This is a genomic window from Amycolatopsis sp. N2S4-7 (assembly GCF_058119595.1).
The window spans coordinates 3,902,350-3,923,770 of sequence record NZ_CP172299.1 but is presented as its reverse complement, the minus strand read 5'-3'; the positions used below and the strand labels follow the sequence as shown (position 1 = coordinate 3,923,770).

Below are 21,421 nucleotides of genomic sequence, written 5' to 3'. Positions count from 1 at the left end.
GACAAAAACCGGCTTCCTGTTGTGGTGCAAGGGTTTTCGGTCCGAGAAGAATCCGGTTGCCGGAGCCGCTAGCGTCGAAGGCATGAAGATCATCGTCCTCGGCGCCACCGGGCTCGTCGGCCGTGCCGTCGTCACCGCACTCCGCCCCCGCCACGAAGTCGTGCCGGTTTCGCGGACCTCGCCGGTGAAGGCGGACCTGACGGAGCCCGCGTCCCTCGACGCGCTGTTCGCAAGAGGAGCCGACGCCGTCGTCTGCTGCGCCGCCAACGTCCCGCTCCGGCCCCTGGCAGAGCTGACCGACGCTCAGGTCCTCGACGACCTGCGCGGCAAGCTGCTCGGCCAGGTCGCCCTCGCCCACCGCGCCGCGCGGCACCTGACCGACGGCGGCTCGATCACGCTCACCGGCGGGACGTTCGACGATCCCGTCCCCGGTAGCGGCCTCGGCGCGCTCGTCAACGCCGGGCTCGAAGGGTTCGTCCGGTCCGCCGCCGCCGAGTTGCCGCGCGGGCTGCGGATCAACGTCGTCAGCCCGGGCTGGATCAGCGAAACCCTGGCGGCGATGGGAAAGGACGGCGGGACGCCGGTGGCCGTGGTCGCCGGCGCCTACCGCGCCCTGGTCGAAGGCGACGCCACCGGCACCACCGTCGTTCCGGGTAACTCTGGTGGAATCTAGTTCCGGCCCTTCACGGTACTGGCGGACCGGTGACATTCGGCAATGCCGTCCGATCGCCTTTGTGGGCCGATCGGGTGAGATTGTTCCGAACTGTCCAGGATTTGTCCGGTCATGCCGTTGGCACGGCCCGATCAATGTTCGAGCGGAACCCGATTACGGCCGTTGCCGCGAGTTACAGTGGCGGAGATTGGAGCTATGCACCGCCAGGGAGGGCCGCCGAGTGATCGAAAAGCTGATCGGTGTGCTCGACGGTTACGTCGCAGAGCACGGTTACGCTCGTTTGGGTGGGGCTGTGATGACTGTCCTGGGCGTAGGTGGTGTGCTCAGCACTCTCTTCGGCACCACCTGGTTTCGTCTGGTCAGCGTGACCGTGGTCGCTGTCGCAGCGCTCTTGGTGCTGCTGCTGGGAATCGCCGAACGCAGGCGGCTCTACGCCCGGATCGAGCGCGACGCGAACATGATCAACCGGTACGTGAACCTCGTGTCCTTCGAAAACCCCTTCCATGTGAAGAAGTGGCGCCAGACGGTCGAAATCTCGGCCAATGGCGACTGTGTGATCCGCATCGAGCAGACGATCTCTCCGGTCGACGATGCGGAGCCGCACTTCGTCAAGCTGAATTCGATCTACTACGGGTCGATGCCGCTCACTGAACGCGCGAAACGCCGCGTCAAGCAGTACGCCTATTTTCGGAACGGCGGCGGCAAGAGCCGGGATGTTCGGGCATATTCGACCTACTCGTGGGTGCAGTCCACCGATGGGAAGCCCAAGCACAACGTCGTCGTCCACTTGACGAGCCGGGTGCAGAGCGGCGACGTGGTCACAGTCGAGTGGCGGTGGCCGAAATTCTCGGCGGACTTGCGGAGCGCGCGTTCGGCCGAGTTGTTCGATGTGCTCTTCACCAATCAGGTGATCGACTTCCGCTACGAGATCCGGCTCAAAGACGTCGGCGGTGTGCAGCCCGCGATCACTCGGCGCCGCTTGCGTGCGATCGACGAGCGCTGGGACGGTGATGACTACCTGGTCGCGTTTTCTGCCAGGAACCCGGCTCCCGGTACGCGGATCGGGGTCGAGCTCGACATGCAGCCGCGCACAAAAAAGCAGGCTGTCTAGCTCCCGCCAAACAGCCTGCTCGAAGAGCAACTACTTTCAGGGTTGAAAGAGGCGGAAACCGCCTCCACCCTCCGTTCCGCCTGTCATGTGATCTCCATTGTTTATGGCGCGTAAGCGCTTCTTCTTGCCGAGTCGGTCAGCAGGGTTGCGACGTTACACCGGAGCGCTTTGCTCGACAACAGGGTGTCGCCGGACGGTGTGGACTTCCGGATATCACCCGTGCGAGTCGCGGGTGCGCGTCCGTGGACTGGTTATGATCCAAGGTTTCCCTGACGGGTGAATGGAGTGTTGCTCAAGGTCTTGATTCTTGCGGCGACTTCATGGCCGAGATTTTCACACCGACGCCGACGATGCGTGCCAGGCGTGGTCGGCGAAGGCGTCGTCCAGCGGGGCCCGGACCAGCCGGTTCGCGTACGTCGACAGCGTGTACGTCCCGATGCCCAGCACCACCTCCAAGGCGTTCCGCGGGGTGTAGCCGGCGCCGACGAAGGTCTGCAGATCCTCCGGCGGGACCTCGCCCGTCGTGTCCATCACCGTGTGCACGAACGTGCGCAACGCCTCCAGCCGCGGGGAGGGCAGTGCTGACTGCGCCCGCAGGGCCGAAACCAGTTCCGGCGAAGCGGACAGGCGTTCCAGGGTCGCCGTGTGCATCGCGACGCAGATGTGGCAGCCGTTGCGGGCGGCCACCGTCATCACCAGCACCTCGCGGTCCAGGGCGGGCAGGGTCGTCGCGTCGAAGATCGCCGTCAGCTTCAGGAAGCCGTTCAGCAGTTCGGGTGATGTGGCCAGGCGGGCGACGGCGGCCGGGACGTGGCCGCCGAACTTCTTGGCGGTGGCCGCCATCGTCGGGCGGGCGGCCGGGGGTGCAGACTCCGGGGTGTGATCGGGGAACAAGACGTCTCCAGACGTAGGATCGACAACGTGGTTGTCGAAACAGTAAACCTGGTTGTCGAGTTTGGCAAGAGCTCATGACCGACACCCCCGGCTACGAGCTGCCCTTCCTGCTCTTCGGCGGCTTCCGCACGCTCATCGACCGCCTGCACGCCGAGCTCGCGGACCGCGGCCACCCCCACGTGCGGCCTTCGTACGGCTTCGCGATGCAGGCCATCGGCGTCCAGGGCGCGACGGCGTCGGAGATCGGCCGGCGCCTCGGCGTCTCCAAGCAGGCGGCGGGCAAGACCGTCGAGCGGCTCGAAGCGCTCGGGTACGCCGAGCGCGCCGACGACCCGGACGACGCGCGCCGCAAGATCGTGCGGCTCACCGCGCACGGCGTCGACGCGCTGGCGAAATCCGCGGAGATCTTCGACGACCTGCGAAGAGACTGGGCCCGCGTGGTCGGTGCCGAACGGATCAGCGCGCTCGAGGCCGACCTGCGCAAGGTCGTCGGCCCCGCGGCCTACCGGCTGGACGCCGCGGGGTGGTTCTCCGGCTAGAAGCCGCAGCCCGGGTCCGGCGCGTCCTCCGACAGCGGGCTGCCCGCCGGGAGCACGTACAGGACCTCCAGCACGAGCGGCGTCGACCCGAGGTTGCGGCCGATGTGCACCTGGTCGGGCTGCTCGGTGAACGCGCGCCCGGTGCCGAAGACGCCGTCGACGCTGCAGTCGGCCAGGTTGTGCGTGAGCGTCCCGGCTTTCACGTACGCGTAGAGGGTGCCGTCGTGGAAGTGCCAGCCGGTGTAGCCGCCGGGCTGGACGGTGATCTCCCGCAGCGTGTAGTCGGTGTGCCCGATGGTCTTCTGGGCCAGGATCGTGCCGGTGACGCCGCTGCCGGGCGTCGCGGACGCGGTCGAGGGCACCGCCAGGATCGCGGCGGAAGCGGCCAGGACGGCGATGAGCGGTCTGCGCATCGGCCCAAGCTACCGCGTCCGGCCGTGCCCGTGGGGGCAGCGATCCGGGTAGCGTGCCCGCATGGACGCGGAGCTTTTCGGGCAGGTTCTCGGCGCGGTGCGGGAGTTCGTGCGCAAGGAGGTCGTGCCGCGCGAGGCGGAGATCGACGAGCGCGACGAGATCCCCGCCGAGATCCGCGAGAAGGCCGCCGAGCTGGGGCTGTTCGGCTGGGCGCTGCCGGAGGAGTACGGCGGGCTCGGCCTCGGCATGGCCGAGGACGTCCGGCTCGCCATCGAGCTCGGCCACACCACGCCCGCGTTCCGCTCCCTGTTCGGCACCAACAACGGCATCGCCGGCCAGGCGATCGTGCACTACGGGACGCCGGACCAGCGCACCCGCTGGCTGCCGCGGCTGGCGGCCGGGCAGGCGATCGCGTCGTTCGCCCTGACCGAGGCCGAGGCCGGTTCGGACCCGGGCGGGCTGACCAGCCGCGCGGTCCGCGACGGCGACCGCTACCGCCTGTCGGGTACCAAGCGGTTCATCACGAACGCCCCGCTCGCCGAGGTCTTCGTCGCGTTCGCGCGCACCGACCTCGACAGCACCGGCAGCCGCGGCATCTCCGCGTTCCTGGTGCCCGCCGGGGCGGAAGGCGTCACCGTCGGCCCGCACGACGCCAAGATGGGCCAGGCCGGCGCGTGGACGTCGGAGGTGGTCTTCGACGACGTCGAGCTGTCCGCCGACGCGCTGGTCGGCGAGGAGGGCAAGGGCTTCGGCATCGCGATGGCGTCGCTGGCGCGCGGCCGGCTGCACATCGCGGCGCTGTGCGTCGGCATGGCGGAACGCGCGCTCGCCGAAGCCGTCGAGTACGCGCGGACGGCGCGCCAGGGCGGCCGGGTGATCGGGGAGTACCAGCTCGTGCAGGCGCTGCTCGCGGAGTCGCACGCCGAGCTCGCGGCCGGCCGCGCGATGGTCCACGAAGCCGCCGCGAAGTACGACTCGGGCGAGGACCGCAAGCTCGGGCCGTCGTCGGCGAAGCTGTTCTGCACCGAGATGCTCGGCCGGGTCGCCGATCGCGCGGTGCAGGTGCACGGCGGCATGGGGTACGTCCGCGGCGTCACGGTCGAGCGGATCTACCGCGACGCCCGGCTGTTCCGGATCTACGAGGGCACCAGCGAGATCCAGAAGCTCGTGATCGCGCGGCAGCTGCTCAAGGACTGAACTTGCGCTGGAGTCCGCTCCAGGACATAGCGTCGGGAGATGACCACCGCACAGCACAAGATCGGCTCGGGCTTCGGGTCCGGGACCACCGCGGCCGAGGTCGTCGCCGGCCTCGACCTGACCGGCAAGCTCGCCGTCGTCACCGGCGGCTACTCGGGCATCGGCCTGGAGACGACGCGGGCGCTGACCGCCGCGGGCGCGCACGTCGTCGTCCCGGCCCGCCGCCGCGCCACGGCCGAAGAAGCGTTGCAGGGATTCGAAAACGTCGAGGTCGACGAGCTCGACCTGGCCGACCTCGACAGCGTCCGCGCCTTCGCCGAGCGGTTCCTCGCCACCGGGCGCGGGATCGACGTCTTCATCGGCAGCGCCGGGATCATGGCGCTGCCGGAGACCCGCGTCGGACCGGGCTGGGAGGCGCAGTTCGCGACCAACCACCTCGGCCACTTCGCCCTGCTGAACCGGCTCTGGCCCGCGTTCAACGCCGGTTCCCGCGTGGTTTCGGTGTCCTCGCGCGGCCACCACTACGGCCCGGTCCGCTTCGACGACCTCGAATTCCGGCAGGGCTACGACAAGTGGCTCGCCTACGGCCAGGCGAAGACGGCGAACGTCCTCTTCGCCGTCCACCTCGACCGGCTGGCACGCGCCCACGGCGTCCGCGCCTTCGCGCTGCACCCGGGCCGGATCCTCACCGACCTCGTGCGCTACCTCGACCGCCAGGAACTCGTCGACGCCGGCATGGTCGACGCGGAAGGTCAGGTCACCGGCGGCGCGAAGACGCCGGAGCAGGGCGCCGCGACTCAGGTCTGGGCCGCGACCTCGCCGCAGCTGGACGGCCTCGGCGGCGTCTACCTGGAGGACTGCGACATCGCCGAGCCCGCGCCGGCGGACGGGACGCGCACCGGCGTCAAGGACTACGCGATCGACCCGGTACTGGCCGAACGCCTCTGGACGGTGTCGGCGGAGCTCACCGGTGTGAACGCCTTCTAAACGCTTTGGGGGTCCGGGTGGCGGAGCCCCCGGCCCGGGGCGAAGCCCCGGATGTCACAGCTTGCGCACCAGCAGATCGATCTCGTCCTCGGTGTTGTAGTAGTGCACCGACGCCCGGACCATGTCCGGCAGACCGCGCGCGGTGAAGTCGAACTGGGCCGAGGTGCGCGTCGACAGGGACGTGTTGATGTTCGCCTCGGCGAGCCGCGCCTTGACCTCCGCGGCCGGGGTGCCGTCGAGGCTGAAGGTGACGATGCCGCACTTGCGGGCGCCGACGTCGTGCACCCGCGCCCCGGCTTCGGCGAGCCGTTCGCGCAGCGTCGCGGCCAGCGAGGCGACGCGCTCCTCGATGGCCGGCAACCCCCAGTCGAGCGCGTAGTCGATGGCGGCGCCGAGGCCGGCCACCGCGGCGAAGTCCCGCTCCCACACCTCGAAGCGCTTGGCGGTCGGGTCGACGACGTACTCGTCCGGGGCCTCCCAGCTCGCCGAGTGCAGGTCGAGCATCGCCGGCTCCAGCCGCTCCCGCAGCCGCGGGTGCACGTAGAGGAACCCGGTGCCGCGCGGGCCGCGCAGGTACTTGCGGCCCGTCGCCGAAAGCGCGTCGCACTTCAGGCGCGTGACGTCGAGGTCGACCTGGCCCGCCGACTGGCAGGCGTCGAGCAGGAACGGGATCCCGGCCGCCTGGGCGACCGCGCCGATCTCCTCGGCCGGGTTGACCAGCCCGCCCTGGGTGGGCACGTGGCTGACGGCGATCAGCTTGACGTCGCCGTCTACGCGCCGCCGCAGCTCCTCGACGTCCAGCTGCCCCGACTCGTCGTCGCCGATGACCTCGACAACCGCGCCGGTGCGCTTGGCGACCTGCAGGAACGCGATGGCGTTGCTGGCGTATTCGGCGCGGGAGGTGAAGATCCGGTCCCCGGCGCGGAACGGCAGTGCGTAGAACACCGCCTGCCAGGACCGCGTCGCGTTGTCGGTGAGCGCGATGTCGTCGGGTTCGGCGCCGAGCAGCCGCGCCGCGGACGCGTACACCGCGGCCATCCGGTCCGCCGCTTCCGCGGCCGCTTCGTACCCGCCGACCAGCGCCTCGTGGCGCAGGTACTCGACGACGGTGTCGGTCACGACGGCCGGGGGCAGCGCGGCGCCCGCGTTGTTGAAGTGGACCACCTCGGCGCAGCCGGGGGTTTCACGGCGGGCGCGTTCGACGTCGAAGGTCATACGAACTGAATACAGTAGGTCGGTACTGTATGCAATACTGCGGCCATGGCCCGGACCCCGCTGCGCAGCGACCTCATCGAGGAGATCACCACCCGCGTGCTGGACGGGCGGCTCGCCGCCGGCGCCCGCGTCAACGAGGTGCACCTGGCCCGCGAGCTGGGCGTCAGCCGGACGCCGCTGCGGGAGGCGCTGATCGGGCTCGCCGACCGCGGCCTGCTCGTCTCCGCCCCCGGCCGCGGGTTCCTGGTCCCGCCGTTCGACCCGGACGAGGCGCGCCGGCTCTACCCGCTGGTGGCCGAGCTCGAGGCCCTCGCCCTGCGCTGGACGTCGCCGCTGGAGCTGGCCGGGCTGCCGGACGCGCTCGACGCCGTCGCCGACGAGATGACCGCGGCGCTCGCGGACGGCGCCGACCTGTCCGAAGTGGACGACCGGTGGCACGCGCTGCTGCTGTCCCGCTGCCCGAACCCGCACCTGCTGCGGCTGATCGGGCAGACCAAACCGCTGCTCAAGCGGTACGAATCGTGCTACTTCGGCGGGGCGGGACGCGCCGGGGAGAGCATCGGCGAGCACCGCCGCATCGCCGCGGCCCTGCGCGACGGCGACCTGGCCACCGCGTCCGCGGTGCTCGTCCGCAACTGGGTGAAAGCGCTGGCCTACCTGGGGAAGGACGAAAGATGATCATCGCGCACCTCAGCGACCTGCACCTCGACGGCGAACCGCGGGCCGAAGACCGCGTCGCGGCCGTGATGGCCTACCTCGGTGGCCTGGCGAAGCCGATCGACGCCGTCGTCGTCACCGGCGACATCGCCGACCACGGCCTGGCCGAAGAGTACGAGCGCGCCGCCGAACTGCTGAAACACCCGGCGCCGGTGCTGGTCTGCCCGGGCAACCACGACGTCCGCGCCGCCTTCCGCGCCGGGCTGCTCGGCCTGCCCGGCTCCGACGACCCGGTCAACGTCGCCACCGAGGTCGGCGGCGTGCTGTTCGCGATGGGCGACTCGACGATCCCCGGCCGTGGCGCGGGTTTCCTCGCCGACGAAACGCTCGAGTGGCTCGACGGCGTCCTCGCCGATGGCGACGGGCCGGCGTTCGTCGCGTTCCACCACCCGCCGGTCGAGGTCGGCGTCCCGCTCGTCGACGCGATCCGCCAGACGGGGGAGGAGCGGCTGGCGGCGGTGCTGGCCCGTCACCCGCGCGTGGTCGCGCTCCTGGCCGGGCACGTGCACACCGGCGCGTCGACGACGTTCGCCGGCGTGCCGCTGCGCATCGCACCCGGCGTCGTCTCGCAGTCCCTGCTGCCGGTCGAGCCCGGTGCGGACCGCGGCTGGGACGACGGCGGGCCGCTGGACCACGAGCGGCCGCCGTCGCTGCTGCTGCACGTCCTGCACGACGACGGCCGGGTGACCAGCCACCACCGGGTGGTCAGCGGCTGAAGACCGGCAGCGTGATCCGGGACGGCCGGGCCGCGTCGTGGAAGACCTCGAACCGGTTCGGCTTCCCCTCCACCGCTTCGGTGATCGGCTGGCCCGTACCGTGGTTGCGGGCGAAGCGGGGGAACGCGCCGCCGGCCACCTGGACCCGCAGCCGGTGGCCGCGGCGGAAGCGGTAGGCCGTCGGGTCGAGGGTGACCTCCGCGGTGACGACGCCGTCCGCGTCGGCCGCCGGGAAGCCCGGCCGCAGCCGCAGGATCCCGTCGGTGACGTTGCGGGAAACCCCGCCGGAGTCGACGTCGCAGAGCCGGACGTAGACGTCGGCGTGCCCGAGCTCGGTGCGCACGTGCACGGTCGCCGACACCTCGCCGATGACGTCGAGGTCCGACGGCAGCGGCTCGCCGGTGAACACGAGCACGTCCGGCCGCGCCTCGACCTCCTGGTTGTCGCGCTGCTTCCACTCGCCGGTCAGCAGCGGCCCGCCGACCGCGGGAGTCGGGTCCGCCGGGTCGTAGGTGAACGTCGTCGGCCGCGCCTCCTGGCCGGCGACCTCGCCGAGCCCGCCGATCGGCCGCAGGTGGGACGCGGTCGCGGTCGACGGCGGCGGCCAGGACTCGAAGTCCAGCCAGGTGCCGGCGCCCTGGAGGAAGAGCCGGACCGGCGCCCGCTGCAGGAACGTGCGGTCGCCGAGCAGGTGCGCGCGCAGGAACCCGAGCTGGTCCCGGATCATCGGGCCCATGCTCGCCGGTTCGCCGTGCGCCCACGGCCCGATCGTGATCCGCGGCGCCTTGCCCGCTTCGGCGAGGATCCGGAAGTCGCGCAGCTGGGAGCCGATGAACAGGTCGTACCAGCCGGTCACCATCGAGACCGGGACGTCGAGCTTCGCGACTTCCGCGCTGTGGTCGGACATCGCCCAGTAGTCGTCTTCGGGGACGAAGTGCTCGGTGATGTCCTGGAGGAACTGCACCGGCTTCCCGATCGCGGCGACGTCGGCGCGGCTCAGCGGCAGGAACGACATCGCCTTCCGCGTCCTGCGCTTCTGCAGCGGGTTCGGCAGCGCGGCGAACCGCTCTTCCTGACGGCCGATCATCGCCGACCACGACACCATGTTGTCCGCCGCGAGCACGCCGCCCGGGTAGAACGTCGAGGTGAACTCCGACGCCGTGACCCCGAGGCACATCGCGGCCAGCGGCGGGTCGAGGTACGGGCCGACCGCCCACTGCGTGTGCCCGAGGTAGCTGGCGCCCGCCATGGCGACGGCGCCGTCGCACCACGGCTGGTCGCGCAGCCACCCGGCGGTCGCGACGCCGTCTTCGCGTTCGAGGTGGAAGGGCCGGAACTCGCCGCCGGAGCCGAACGAGCCGCGGGTGCTCTGGATGACCGTCTGCAGCCCGTGCCGGGCGAACGTGTCCCCGAACAGCTTCGAAAGCAGGCCCGTGCGCCCGTACGGCGTGCGGATCAGCACCACGGGCGCCGACGTCGTCCCGGCCGGGGCGTACCGGTCGGCCAGCAGCGTGACGCCGTCGGGCATCGGCACGGCGAGGTCGCGCGTCACGACCGGCTTGGGGCCTTCGGCACGGGGGAGTCCGAGCAACTTGTCGACAAGTCGGTCCAGCACGGGTGCCCGCCTTCCGAAGTGGAGTAGATCCTTCCGGATCCGACGGTACCTCAGTTAGCCCGCGCGAGGGTCTCCGGTCGCAGCAGCTTCGCCAGCTCCTCGGCCGGGATGAGGCCCTTTTCGACGACGAGCTCGGCCACGCCCCGGCCGGTTTCGAGGGCCTCCTTGGCGATCTCCGTCGCGGCCGCGTAGCCGATGCTCGGGTTCAGCGCCGTCACCAGGCCGATCGAGTTCTCGACGTAGGAGCGCAGCACGTCGACGTTCGCGGTGATCCCTTCGACGCACTTCGTCGCCAGCGTCCGGCAGGCGGCGCCGAGGTGGGTGATGCTCTCCGAAAGCGAGTGCAGGATGATCGGCTCGAACGCGTTGAGCTGCAGCTGCCCGGCCTCGGCGGCCATCGTCACGGTGACGTCGTTGCCGATCACCTCGAACGCGACCTGGTTGACCACCTCCGGGATCACCGGGTTGATCTTGCCGGGCATGATCGACGAGCCGGCCTGCACCGGCGGCAGGTTGATCTCGTTCAGCCCGGCGCGCGGCCCGGACGACAGCAGGCGCAGGTCGTTGCAGCTCTTCGAGAGCTTGACCGCGATCCGCTTGAGCACGCCGGAAAGGTGCACGAAGGCACCGCAGTCCTGGGTCGCCTCGACGAGGTCGGCGGCGGTCTGCACGGGCAGCCCGGTGATCTCGCGCAGGTGGCGGCACGCGGCTTCGGCGTAGCCCGGCGCGGCGTTGAGCCCGGTGCCGATCGCGGTCGCGCCGAGGTTGATCTCGTGCAGCAGCGCCGCCGCCTCGGTCAGCCGCAGCCGGTCCTCGCCGAGCATCACCGCGTACGTGCCGAACTCCTGGCCGAGCGTCATCGGCACCGCGTCCTGCAGCTGCGTGCGGCCCATCTTCAGGACGTCGTGGAACTCGACGGCCTTGGCCGCGAAGGCCTTTTCGAGCACGACCATCGCTTCGGACAGCTCGTGGACGGCGAGGATCGTCGCGACGTTCACCGCCGTCGGGTACGCGTCGTTGGTCGACTGCCCGAGGTTGACGTGCTCGTTGGGGTGGACGACGTGGTAGTCGCCCTTGGCGTGCCCGAGCAGCTCGAGGGCGCGGTTGGCGATGACCTCGTTGGCGTTCATGTTGGTCGAGGTCCCGGCGCCGCCCTGGATGACGTCGACGGCGAACTCGCCGTGCAGCGCGCCTTCGCGGATCTCCCGGCAGGCGGCGCAGATGGCGTCGGCGATCCCGGGGTCGAGCAGGCCCAGTTCGGCGTTGGCGCGCGCCGCGGCCTCCTTCACCGCGGCCAGCGCCTCGATCAGGTGCGGGTAGACGGCGATCGTGGTGCCGGTGATGGGGAAGTTCTCCCGGGCCCGCGCGGTGTGCACGCCCCAGTACGCGTCGGCGGGGACGTCCTTGTCGCCCAGCAGGTCGTGTTCGCGGCGGGTGGTCATACGGTGCTCCCCACAGACAGATTTCCGGCGAAACGCAGGTTTTCCGGGCCGGGCGGGACGGCCACCCCGCACAGGTCCAGCAGCGCGGCCAGCACCGGGTACCGCGCCCGGTCGCCGCCGTCGGCGATCTTGAACGCGATCGCCGTGCCGTCCGGCAGGGCGGCGACCTGGACGGCCTCGAAGCCGTCCTTCGCGATCAGCCCCGGCACCGCGCGCATGACGGCGGTGACGTCGCGGCGGCTGCCGCCGACCAGCTCCGGGTGCCGCCGGATCCCGGCGGCGACCAGGTGGTCCGGCGTGCCGGGCGCGGCGGTGGCGATCTTCGACACGGCCGTCGCGAGCCCGCGCAGCGTCGTCGCGAAGAGCGGCGCGCCGCAGCCGTCCACCGCCACCCTCGCGATGGCCTGGCCGGTCAGGTCCTCGACGGTCGCGGCGATCGCGCGCTGCAGCGGGTGGGCCGGATCGAGGTAGCCGTCGGTGCTCCAGCCGTTCAGGTCGCACGTCGCGAGCATCGCCGCGTGCTTGCCGGAGCAGTTGTGCGCCAGCCGGCTCGGGGGCCGGCCGTCGGCGAGCCAGCGGTCCCGCTCGACCGGGTCGAACGGGAAGTCCGCCGGGTTGCCGAGCGCGTCGGGGGAGCGCCCGTCGAGGACGTCGAGAGCGGCGTCGAGGTGCCCCGGCTCGCCGGAGTGGCTGGCCGCCGCGATCGCGAACCCGGCGGGGGACAGGCGCAGCCCGAGCCGGGCCATCGCCGTGGCCTGCAGCGGCTTCGCCGTCGACCGCGGGTACATCGCGGCGTCGGGGTCGCCGGCGGCGAAGAGCGTCGAGCCGTCCGGGGCGAGCACCACGAGCGAACCGTGGTGGACGCCCTCGACCATCCCGTCGCGGACCAGCTCGGCCAGGGGTTCGTGGTTCACACGCCCTCCTCGTCGAACTCGCGCATGTCGATCCGCTTGCGCACCGCGAACCAGCCCACGACCAGCGCGACGACGATCGCGGGCAGGGCCAGCAGGGTGATCCGGCCGGTCTCGTCGAAGCCCATCAGCACGACGACGGCGGCGAGGAACACCAGTGTCGCGATCTCCGTGTACGGCGAGAACGGCAGCCGGAACGCCGGCCGCTCGAGGCCGTCGCGCCGGGCCCGGCGGACGAACAACAGGTGGCAGAGCACGATGATGGCCCAGGTGGCGAGGATGCCGATCGCGGCGAAGTTCAGCACGATGTCGAAGGCGTCCTTCGGCACCAGGTAGTTGAGCCCGACGCCGAGCACGCAGACGGCCGCGGTGAGCAGGATCCCGCCGTAGGGCACGTGGTTGCGGTTCATCACGCCGGTGAACTTCGGCGCCGACCCGGCCATCGCCATCGAGCGCAGGATGCGGCCGGTGGAGTACAGCCCGGAGTTCAGGCTGGACAGCGCCGCGGTGAGCACGACCAGGTTCATCACGCTGTCCGCGGCGGGCACGCCCAGGTGGGCGAGCACGGTGACGAACGGGCTCTGCTCCTTCGCGTAGGAGCTCCACGGCAGGAGCATCGCCAGCAGCACCACCGAGCCGACGTAGAACACCGCGATGCGCCACATGATGGAGTTGATCGCCTTCGGCATGATCTTTTCCGGGTTCTCCGTCTCGCCGGCGGCGACGCCGACCAGCTCGACCGAGGCGTAGGCGAACACGACGCCCTGCACGATGAGGACCATCGGCAGCAGGCCGGTGGGGAAGAGCCCGCCGTGGTCGGTGATCAGCCGGGGGCCGGGGGCGGCGCCGTCGATCGGCGTCTGCGTCACCAGCAGGAAGATCCCGATCACCATGAACAGCACGAGCGCGGCGACCTTGACGATGGCGAACCAGAACTCCATCTCGCCGAACAGCTTCACCGAGACGAGGTTGAGCGTCAGGACGACGGCGAGCGCGATCAGCGCGAGCACCCACTGCGGGACCGGCGAGAAGAACGACCAGAAGTGCGCGTAGAGCGCGATGGCCGTGATGTCGGCGATGCCGGTGGTCGACCAGTTCAGGAAGTGCATCCAGCCGGCGACGTACGCGCCCTTTTCGCCCATGAACTCGCGGGCGTAGGAGACGAAGGCGCCGCTGGAGGGCCGGTAGAGGATGAGCTCGCCGAGCGCGCGGACGACGAAGAACGCGAAGAGGCCGCAGACGGCGTAGACGATCGCCAGTGCCGGCCCGGCCTGGGCGAGCCGGCCGCCGGCGCCGAGGAACAGGCCGGTGCCGATCGCGCCGCCGATCGCGATCATGTTCACGTGCCGCGGCTTGAGGGCCTTGCGGTAGCCGGTGTCGCCCGCGTCCGCGGCGCGGGTCAGGGTCTGCTCGGTCACTGGTCCCCGTTCACGATGCTGGTGAGGGTGGCTTCGACGTGCGTGAGGTGCGCGGTCATGGCCGCGACGGCGTCCGCCTCGGAGCCGCTCTCGATGGCCGTGACGATCGCCCGGTGCTCGGCGTTCGACTGCGCGCGCCGGTCGCCGAGCTGGTTGAGGAAGGCGGACTGGCGGGCGAGCGCGTCCCGGATCTCCTCGATCACCTTCCCGAAGACGGGGTTGCCCGAGGCCTGGGCGATGGTGATGTGGAAGAGCGAGTCCAGCGCGACCCAGGCGGTGTTGTCGGTCTCGGCGTCCATCCGCTCGACGAGGTGGCCGAGCAGGTCGAGGTCGTCCTGGCCCCGGCGCGCGGCCGCGTACCCGGCGACGGGGATCTCGACGTGCCGGCGCACCTCGATGAGGTCGCGGGCCGAGTAGGGCCCGAACGTGGGGTTGTCGGCGGGCCCGGTCGCGGTGACGAAGGTGCCCTTGCCGGTCTTGGACTCGGTCATGCCGAGCGCCTGCAGCCCTCTGAGCGCTTCCCGGATGACCGAGCGGCTGACCTCGAAGTCCCTGCTCAACGCGGCTTCGGAGGGGAGTTTGCCGCCCACGGCGTACTCGCCGCGCTCGATGGCGGAGCGCAGGTGGGCCAGCACGGCTTCCATGGCGCTCACCCGGCGGGGACCACCTTGTCCGGCTGTCTGGCTGTCAGACAGGTTCATGCGAGTGATGCTCAGTCCCGGCTGGAGCGGTGTCAACGCGGGGCCGCGCGCGTGTGGCCGACCTCACCGCTCCGGCACCGCTTGGCTGGATCTTCTGACAACCGGACAGAACTCCACCGGGTCGTTGACGGCCGGAAACGGGTGACCGTAGCGTTGCGCAGCGTCAAACCTGACAACGTTGTCGCCTCGCCGGTGGAGGGTGGACCATGGCCGCGCGGAAGATCCTGACCTTGCTCGGCGCGGTGGCACTGGCCGCGACGGCGTTCGCGACGCCGGCCGCGGCGGGCGTCGAGCTGGTCGCCGACCCGGCCGCCTACGTCGACCCGCTGATCGGCAGCACCAACGCCGGCAACACCTACCCGGGCGCGACCACGCCGTTCGGCATGATCGCCTGGAGCCCGACCACCACCCGGGGCAAGCAGAACGGGACCGGCGCCGCCGGCGGGTACCAGTACGACGTCACGCGGCTGCGCGGCTTCAGCCTCACCCACCTCAACGGCACCGGCTGCACCCCGGGTGCCTCGGGGGACGTGCCGATCATGCCGTTCCCCGGCGAGGTGCGGTCTTCGCCGTCCGCCGACACGACCGACCAGGTCTTCGCCAGCGACTTCTCCCACGCCGACGAGACCGCCGAGCCGGGGCACTACGGCGTCGGCCTCGCCAACGGCGTCGGCGTGGACCTCACGACCACCGACCGCGCCGGCGTCGGCCGGTTCACCTTCCCGGCGGGGCAGCCCGCGAACCTGCTCTTCCGCACGTCGAACTCGCTGCCGGGCAGCTCGGACGCGTCGATCAGCATCGACGCGGCGCACCGGCGCGTGACCGGCTCGGTCGGCTCCGGCGGCTTCTGCGGCCGCACCACCGGCGGCGAAGAGAACCAGCGCTCCTACTACACGCTGCACTTCAGCGTCACCTTCGACCAGCCGATCACCGGCCAGGGCACCTGGGTCGACGGGACCCTGCGGCCGGGGACGAGCAAGGCGAGCGGCGGCGAGGGCTACCCCGACGCCGAGCGCGTCGGCAAGGGCTCGGGCGGGTACGTCGGGTTCGACGCCTCCCGGGGCCCGGTCACCGCGCGGATCGGCATCTCCTACGTCAGCGCCGCCAACGCCCAGCGCAACGCCGACGCCGAAGTACCGACGAGCCGGTCGTTCGACAGCGTGCGCGCGGCCGCCCGGCAGGCGTGGCAGGACCAGCTGAAGAAGATCGAGCTCGGGGGCGGCACGCACGCGCAGCTCACGACGTTCTACACGGCGCTGTACCACGCGCTCCAGCAGCCGAGCCTCGCCAGCGACGTCACGGGCGAATACCTCGGCAGCGACCGGAAGGTCCACAAGCTCGCGAAGGGCCAGCACGCGCAGTACGGGACGTTCTCCGGCTGGGACGTCTACCGCGCGCAGGTCCAGCTGCTCGCGTTCCTCGACCCGGCCCGGGCGAGCGACTACGCCCAGTCCCTCTACAACTTCGCCCGGCAGAACGGCGGCGAGTGGGACCGGTGGCTGCACAACAACGGCGGCACGCACGTGATGTCCGGCGACCCGTCGGCCCCGGCGCTGGCCGGGATGTACGCGTTCGGCGCCCGCGACTTCGACGTCCGGGGTGCCTTCGGCTCGCTGGCCACCGCCGCCACCGTGCCGACCGCGAACGACACCAGCGACGCCGGCTGCCCGATCCAGTGCATCGGCCAGCGGCCCGGCCTGGCCGACTACCTGAAGCTGCACTACGCGCCCGACGACGCCTGCCACTGCTGGGGCTCGGCCGCCGAGACGCTGGAGGACTCCGTCGCCGACTTCGCGCTGGCGGACTGGGCGGCCCGGCTCGGCCGCGACCCCGCCGCGTTCCTGGCGCGCTCGGGCTACTGGCGCAACCTCGTCAACCCGCAGGCGAGCCCGGAGGGGCCGTACGTCCAGGCCCGCAAGGCCGACGGCACGTGGGTGACGCCGTTCCAGCCGTCGACGGACACCGGCTTCGTCGAAGGCAGCAGCGCGCAGTACACGTGGATGGCCTCCCACGACGTCGCGGGCATGGTCGGCGGCCTGGGCGGCGCGGCCGCCGCGCTGAAGCGCCTCGACGGTTTCTTCCACGACGCGGCCGGCAACTGGGCCTTGTCCGGTATCGACGACGTCCACTACAACCCGGGCAACGAGCCGGACATCAACGCACCCTGGCTGTACGACTACCTCGGGCGCCCGTGGCAGACGCAGGAGACCGTGCGGCGGATCGTGAACACCGTGTACGGCCCCGGCACCGGCGGCCTGCCCGGCAACGACAACCTCGGCACCATGTCGGCCTGGTACGTCTTCGCCGCGCTCGGCATGTTCCCGCAGGTGCCGAGCCGCGCCGACCTGGTGCTCGCCTCGCCGCTCTTCCCGCGCGCCGTCGTCCACCGGGGCAATGGCGCGACGATCACGGTCGAGGCCCCGCGCGCCTCGGCGGACACGTTCTCCGTCCAGGGCGTGCGGGTGAACGGCTCCCCGTCGGCGAAGCCGTGGGTCCCGGAGTCGTTCGTCGCGAACGGCGGCACGATCACGTACGACCTGGCGGCGACGCCGAACCCGACCTGGGGAACGGCGGCCGCGGACGCCCCGCCCCAGGCGGCGCTCCCGCCGTTTCACCCGACCGTGGGCGGTCCGGTGGCGGCGCCCAAGGTCGGCCGGAGCCTCGTGACCCCGGCCGGGTGACGCCGGGCACTGCAGCCGAGGGCCCGCCACGGTCTGCCGCGGCGGGCGCTCGCACCGCCGGCCGCGGCCCGCGCCCACCACGCCCCGCGCGCCCCGGCCGACCACCGCGCGACGGCACGCGCCCACCACCCGCGGCCGCCTCCGCCCGCCTCGGCCCGGCGTGCGCCAAGGTCCGCCGCACCCACAAAGCGCCCGCCGCGGCCCGCCTCACCACCGCCGCGGCCCGCCATCGCCCGCACCGGCCGCCGCCCGCGCCAACCCAGGCCCACCACCGCGTCCCGCGCCCGCCGCAGCCCCGCGCCTACCACCGCGCGCCGCAGCCCCGCGCCCCGCACGCCCGCCGCAGCCCGCGCCCACCACCGCCAACCCCGGCCCGCCCCGCCCGCCACCGCCCCGCGCCCACCTCCGCGTGACCGCCCGGCAGCGGGGCGTGGCCGTGATCGTTTCCGCCCGAAAAGGGCGCGCGTCGCACCGGCGGAACGCCTCTCGCGAGGAGCAGAATCGACCCCGGCGAGCGCGTGCGCGGACCGTCGGTGCCACGGGCTAGGCTGGGGGACCCGGGCGCGCCGGTCCCATCCACCTAGGGGAGGTTTTCGCTGGTGTCGAACGATTCTTTCGTCCACCTGCACGTCCACACCGAGTACTCGATGCTCGACGGTGCGGCGAAGATCGCTCCCCTCTTCGCGGAGGCGGCCCGCCTCGGCATGCCCGCGGTCGGCATGACCGACCACGGCAACATGTACGGCGGCGACGAGTTCTACCAGCAGGCCAAGAAGGTGGGCATCAAGCCGATCATCGGCATCGAGGCCTACATCGCCCCGGAGAGCCGGTTCCACAAGAAGCCCGTCTTCTGGGGGCAGGCCAACCAGCGCGGCTCGGACGAGTTCGGTGAGGGCGGCGACGTCTCCGGTGGCGGTGCGTACACGCACATGACCATGCTCGCCCAGAACGCCACCGGCCTGCGGAACCTCTTCAAGCTGTCCTCGCTGGCCAGCATGCAGGGCTACTACCGCAAGCCCCGGATGGACCGCGAGCTGATCGCGGAGAACCACGCGGGCATCATCGCCACCACCGGCTGCCCGTCGGGCGAGGTGCAGACCCGGCTGCGGCTGGGCCAGAAGGAGGCGGCGATCCAGGCCGCGTCCGACTACAAGGACATCTTCGGCGCCGACAACTTCTTCCTCGAGCTGATGGACCACGGCCTGCCGATCGAGCGGTCGGTCCGCGAAGGCCTCCTGGAGGTCGGCCGCCTGCTCGACCTCAAGCCACTGGCCACCAACGACTCGCACTACGTCACCAAGGACCAGGCGGACACGCACTCGGCGCTGCTGTGCGTCCAGGCGGGCAAGACCCTCAACGACCCGACCCGGTTCAAGTTCGACGGCGACGGCTACTACCTCAAGTCCGCCGCCGACATGCGCGAGTACTGGGACAAGGAGGTCCCGGGCGCGGCCGACACGACGCTGCTGATCGCCGAGAGCGTCGAGTCGTACGAAGAGGTGTACGCGCACAAGGACCGGCTGCCGTTCTTCGAGGTGCCGGAGGGCTACGACCAGGGCGGCTGGCTGCGCGAAGAGGTCGCGAAGGGCTTGGCGTGGCGGTTCCCGGGCGGCGCGCCCGAGGGGTACCACGAGCGGATCGAGAAGGAGCTCGACGTCATCATCGGGAAGGGCTTCCCGGCCTACTTCCTGATCGTCGCCGACCTCATCAGCTACGCCCGCCGCGTCGGCATCCGGGTCGGCCCTGGCCGTGGTTCGGCCGCCGGTTCGCTGGTCGCGTACGTGCTCGGTATCACCAACCTGGACCCGATCCCGCAGAAGCTGCTGTTCGAGCGGTTCCTCAACCCCGAGCGCGTCTCGATGCCCGACATCGACATCGACTTCGACAACCGCCGGCGCGGCGAGATGATCCGGTACGCCACGGAGAAGTACGGCGCGGACAAGGTCGCCCAGGTCATCACCTTCGGCACCATCAAGACCAAAGCGGCGATCAAGGACAGCGCGCGCGTCCACTTCGGCCAGCCCGGCTACGCGATCGCGGACAAGATCTCCAAGGCGCTCCCGCCGCCGATCATGGCGAAGGACATCCCGCTCTCGGGCATCGTCGACAGCAAGCACGAGCGCTACGGCGAGGCCGCCGAGGTCCGCGCGCTCGTCGAGACCGACGACGAGTGCAAGACGATCTTCGAGACCGCCCGCGGCCTCGAGGGCCTGATCCGCAACGCCGGCGTCCACGCCTGCGCGGTCATCATGTCCAGCGAGCCGCTGACCAACGCCATCCCGCTGTGGCAGCGGGACGACGGCTCGATCATCACCGGCTGGGACTACCCGTCGTGCGAGGCCATCGGCCTGCTGAAGATGGACTTCCTCGGCCTGCGCAACCTCACCGTCATCGGTGACGCGATCGACAACATCAAGACCAACCGCGGGGTCGACGTCGACCTCGACACCCTGGGCGTCGACGACCCCGAGACGTACAAGCTGCTCGCCCGCGGCGACACGCTCGGCGTGTTCCAGCTGGACGGCGGCCCCATGCGCGACCTGCTGCGCCGCATGGAGCCCACGGTGTTCGACGACATCGTCGCGGTCGGCGCGCTGTACCGCCCCGGCCCGATGGGCATGAACGCGCACAACGACTACGCCGACCGGAAGAACAACCGGCAGAAGGTCAAGCCGATCCACCCCGAGCTCGACGAGCCGCTGCGGGAGATCCTGGCCGACACGTACGGCCTGATCGTGTACCAAGAGCAGATCATGCACATCGGCCAGAAGGTGGCCGGGTACACGATGGGGCGCGCGGACGTGCTCCGCCGCGCGATGGGCAAGAAGAAGAAGGAAGTCCTCGACAAGGAGTACGAGGGCTTCGAGGCCGGCATGCGGGCCAGCGACCTGCGGCCCGGCGGCTTCTCGCCCGAGGCGATCAAGGCGCTCTGGGACACGATCCTCCCGTTCGCCGGCTACGCGTTCAACAAGAGCCACGCGGCCGCGTACGGCCTGATCTCGTACTGGACCGCGTACCTCAAGGCGAACTTCACCGCGGAGTACATGGCCGCGCTGCTCACGTCGGTCGGCGACAACAAGGACAAGTCGGCGGTCTACCTGTCGGAGTGCCGCCGCCTCGGCATCAAGGTGCTGCCGCCGGACGTCAACGAATCGGCCCTGCGCTTCGCAGCCGTCGGGGACGACATCCGCTTCGGGCTGGGTGCCGTTCGCAACGTCGGCGCGAACGTCGTCGAGTCGATCATCAAGACCCGCGAGGAGAAGGGGAAGTACGCCTCCTTCACCGACTTCCTCGACAAGTCCGAGCTCGTGGCCTGCAACAAGCGGGTCATCGAGTCGCTGATCAAGGCGGGCGGGTTCGACTCGCTCGGCCACACGCGGCTGTCGATGATCCAGGTCCACGAGGACGCCGTCGAAGCGGTCGTCCCGCTCAAGCGCCAGGAGGCGATGGGCCAGTTCGACCTGTTCGGCTTCGGCGGGGAAGACGGCGAGGCGGCCCCGTCGTCTTCGCCGCTCGCGCACCTGAAGTTCGGCGAGGAGGAGTACCCGCGCAAGCAGCTGCTCGCCTACGAGCGCGAGATGCTCGGCCTGTACGTCTCGGCCCACCCGCTGGACGGCGCCGAGCGGATCCTGCGCAAGCACGCCCCGAAACCGATCGCCGGGATCCTCGCCGACCCCCCGCGGGAGGGCGAGATCGTCATCTCCGGGCTGATCACGTCGCTCGAGCGGCGGGTCAACAAGAAGGGCGAGCCCTGGGCGATCTGCACGGTCGAGGACATGGACGCCTCGCTCGAGGTGCTGTTCTTCCCGAAGTCGTACGCGCTGTTCGCGGGTGAGCTGATCGAGGACAACGCGGTGCTGGTCAAGGGCCGGGTCAACTGGCGCGAAGACAAGATGTCGGTCTTCGGCGGCGGCCTCGCGACGCTGGACCTGTCCGAGGTCGGCACGGGCAACGGCGACGACGAACCCCCGCTGGTGCTCCTGGCCGCGGCCGAGAAGATCGACCAGTCGGTGGTCAGCGAGCTGCGGTCGACGCTGCTGGCCCACAAGGGCGAGACGCCGGTGCACCTCAAGCTGGTGGGGAAGAACCAGACGGTCTTCGCCCTCTACGACTACCCGGTCAAGGTCAGCTCCATGCTGATCGGCGAGCTCAAGGGCATCCGGGGCATCACCGCGTCGACGTGAGCCGCC

17 protein-coding genes are annotated in these 21,421 nt (G+C 71.0%); 9 read left to right on the top strand and 8 right to left on the bottom strand.

Features of this window, described 5'->3' with window-relative positions:
• Positions 1 to 19: 19 nt before the first annotated feature.
• Together ACH54P_RS18255 and ACH54P_RS18250 are read left to right on the top strand one after the other, a co-directional pair.
• Positions 20 to 673, top strand: a complete 654-nt coding sequence (locus tag ACH54P_RS18255; RefSeq protein WP_489914263.1) for a short chain dehydrogenase — start codon at positions 20 to 22, stop codon at positions 671 to 673.
• Between the two features lie 220 nt (positions 674 to 893).
• Positions 894 to 1,784, top strand: coding sequence for a hypothetical protein (locus ACH54P_RS18250; protein WP_489914261.1), 891 nt, complete (start codon positions 894 to 896; stop codon positions 1,782 to 1,784).
• Positions 1,785 to 2,117: 333 nt separating this feature from the next.
• Here the strand turns inward: ACH54P_RS18250 and ACH54P_RS18245 are convergent, their stop codons facing one another.
• A complete protein-coding gene (locus tag ACH54P_RS18245) occupies positions 2,118 to 2,627 on the bottom strand; it encodes a carboxymuconolactone decarboxylase family protein (protein WP_489916500.1) in 510 nt (169 codons plus the stop codon).
• Positions 2,628 to 2,752: 125 nt separating this feature from the next.
• Here ACH54P_RS18245 and ACH54P_RS18240 point away from each other — a divergent pair, with 125 nt between their 5' ends.
• The gene (locus tag ACH54P_RS18240) at positions 2,753 to 3,217 is read left to right on the top strand and encodes a MarR family winged helix-turn-helix transcriptional regulator (protein ID WP_489914259.1); all 465 of its coding nucleotides are present in this window, start codon (positions 2,753 to 2,755) and stop codon (positions 3,215 to 3,217) included.
• Here the strand turns inward: ACH54P_RS18240 and ACH54P_RS18235 are convergent.
• Entirely contained in the window at positions 3,214 to 3,630 is a 417-nt protein-coding gene (locus tag ACH54P_RS18235; protein ID WP_489914257.1) for a cupin domain-containing protein, read from the bottom strand. The genes ACH54P_RS18240 and ACH54P_RS18235 overlap by 4 nt on opposite strands.
• A gap of 61 nt (positions 3,631 to 3,691) precedes the next feature.
• On the opposite strand from ACH54P_RS18235, the gene ACH54P_RS18230 reads away from it, so the two are divergent.
• On the top strand, positions 3,692 to 4,828 hold the full coding sequence (locus tag ACH54P_RS18230) for an acyl-CoA dehydrogenase family protein (RefSeq protein WP_489914255.1): 1,137 nt from the start codon (positions 3,692 to 3,694) through the stop codon (positions 4,826 to 4,828).
• Positions 4,829 to 4,867: 39 nt separating this feature from the next.
• On the top strand, positions 4,868 to 5,815 hold the full coding sequence (locus ACH54P_RS18225) for an SDR family NAD(P)-dependent oxidoreductase (RefSeq protein WP_489914253.1): 948 nt from the start codon (positions 4,868 to 4,870) through the stop codon (positions 5,813 to 5,815).
• A gap of 54 nt (positions 5,816 to 5,869) precedes the next feature.
• Here the strand turns inward: ACH54P_RS18225 and ACH54P_RS18220 are convergent, their stop codons facing one another.
• Positions 5,870 to 7,030 carry an aminotransferase class V-fold PLP-dependent enzyme gene (locus ACH54P_RS18220; RefSeq protein ID WP_489914251.1) on the bottom strand — a complete coding sequence of 387 codons (1,161 nt, stop codon included), beginning with the start codon at positions 7,028 to 7,030 and terminating at the stop codon, positions 5,870 to 5,872.
• Positions 7,031 to 7,075: 45 nt separating this feature from the next.
• On the opposite strand from ACH54P_RS18220, the gene ACH54P_RS18215 reads away from it, so the two are divergent.
• Positions 7,076 to 7,708: a GntR family transcriptional regulator gene (locus ACH54P_RS18215; protein ID WP_489914249.1), complete on the top strand. Its 633-nt coding sequence runs from the start codon at positions 7,076 to 7,078 to the stop codon at positions 7,706 to 7,708.
• Positions 7,705 to 8,463 carry a metallophosphoesterase gene (locus tag ACH54P_RS18210; RefSeq protein ID WP_489914247.1) on the top strand — a complete coding sequence of 253 codons (759 nt, stop codon included), beginning with the start codon at positions 7,705 to 7,707 and terminating at the stop codon, positions 8,461 to 8,463. Before ACH54P_RS18215 ends, ACH54P_RS18210 begins: the two co-directional genes overlap by 4 nt.
• Here the strand turns inward: ACH54P_RS18210 and ACH54P_RS18205 are convergent.
• The 5 genes from ACH54P_RS18205 to ACH54P_RS18185 are packed head-to-tail and all read right to left on the bottom strand — an operon-like array spanning position 8,453 to position 14,493.
• Positions 8,453 to 10,078 (bottom strand): CocE/NonD family hydrolase, encoded by a 1,626-nt coding sequence (locus tag ACH54P_RS18205; protein ID WP_489914245.1) that lies wholly within the window; start codon positions 10,076 to 10,078, stop codon positions 8,453 to 8,455. The two genes, ACH54P_RS18210 and ACH54P_RS18205, sit on opposite strands and share 11 nt — an antisense overlap.
• A gap of 50 nt (positions 10,079 to 10,128) precedes the next feature.
• Positions 10,129 to 11,520 (bottom strand): aspartate ammonia-lyase, encoded by a 1,392-nt coding sequence (gene aspA, locus ACH54P_RS18200; protein WP_489914243.1) that lies wholly within the window; start codon positions 11,518 to 11,520, stop codon positions 10,129 to 10,131.
• Positions 11,517 to 12,434 carry an asparaginase gene (locus ACH54P_RS18195; RefSeq protein WP_489914241.1) on the bottom strand — a complete coding sequence of 306 codons (918 nt, stop codon included), beginning with the start codon at positions 12,432 to 12,434 and terminating at the stop codon, positions 11,517 to 11,519. The genes aspA and ACH54P_RS18195 overlap by 4 nt, the downstream gene beginning before the upstream one ends.
• Positions 12,431 to 13,849: an amino acid permease gene (locus ACH54P_RS18190; RefSeq protein WP_489914239.1), complete on the bottom strand. Its 1,419-nt coding sequence runs from the start codon at positions 13,847 to 13,849 to the stop codon at positions 12,431 to 12,433. The genes ACH54P_RS18195 and ACH54P_RS18190 overlap by 4 nt, the downstream gene beginning before the upstream one ends.
• Positions 13,846 to 14,493, bottom strand: coding sequence for a FadR/GntR family transcriptional regulator (locus tag ACH54P_RS18185; protein WP_489916498.1), 648 nt, complete (start codon positions 14,491 to 14,493; stop codon positions 13,846 to 13,848). The genes ACH54P_RS18190 and ACH54P_RS18185 overlap by 4 nt, the downstream gene beginning before the upstream one ends.
• 263 nt (positions 14,494 to 14,756) lie before the next feature.
• Here ACH54P_RS18185 and ACH54P_RS18180 point away from each other — a divergent pair, with 263 nt between their 5' ends.
• Entirely contained in the window at positions 14,757 to 17,231 is a 2,475-nt protein-coding gene (locus ACH54P_RS18180) for a GH92 family glycosyl hydrolase (RefSeq protein ID WP_489914237.1), read from the top strand.
• A 599-nt stretch (positions 17,232 to 17,830) separates the two neighbouring features.
• Complete coding sequence (gene dnaE / locus ACH54P_RS18175) at positions 17,831 to 21,415, top strand: DNA polymerase III subunit alpha (protein WP_489914235.1); 3,585 nt, start codon at positions 17,831 to 17,833, stop codon at positions 21,413 to 21,415.
• The last annotated feature ends 6 nt before the right edge of the window (positions 21,416 to 21,421 follow it).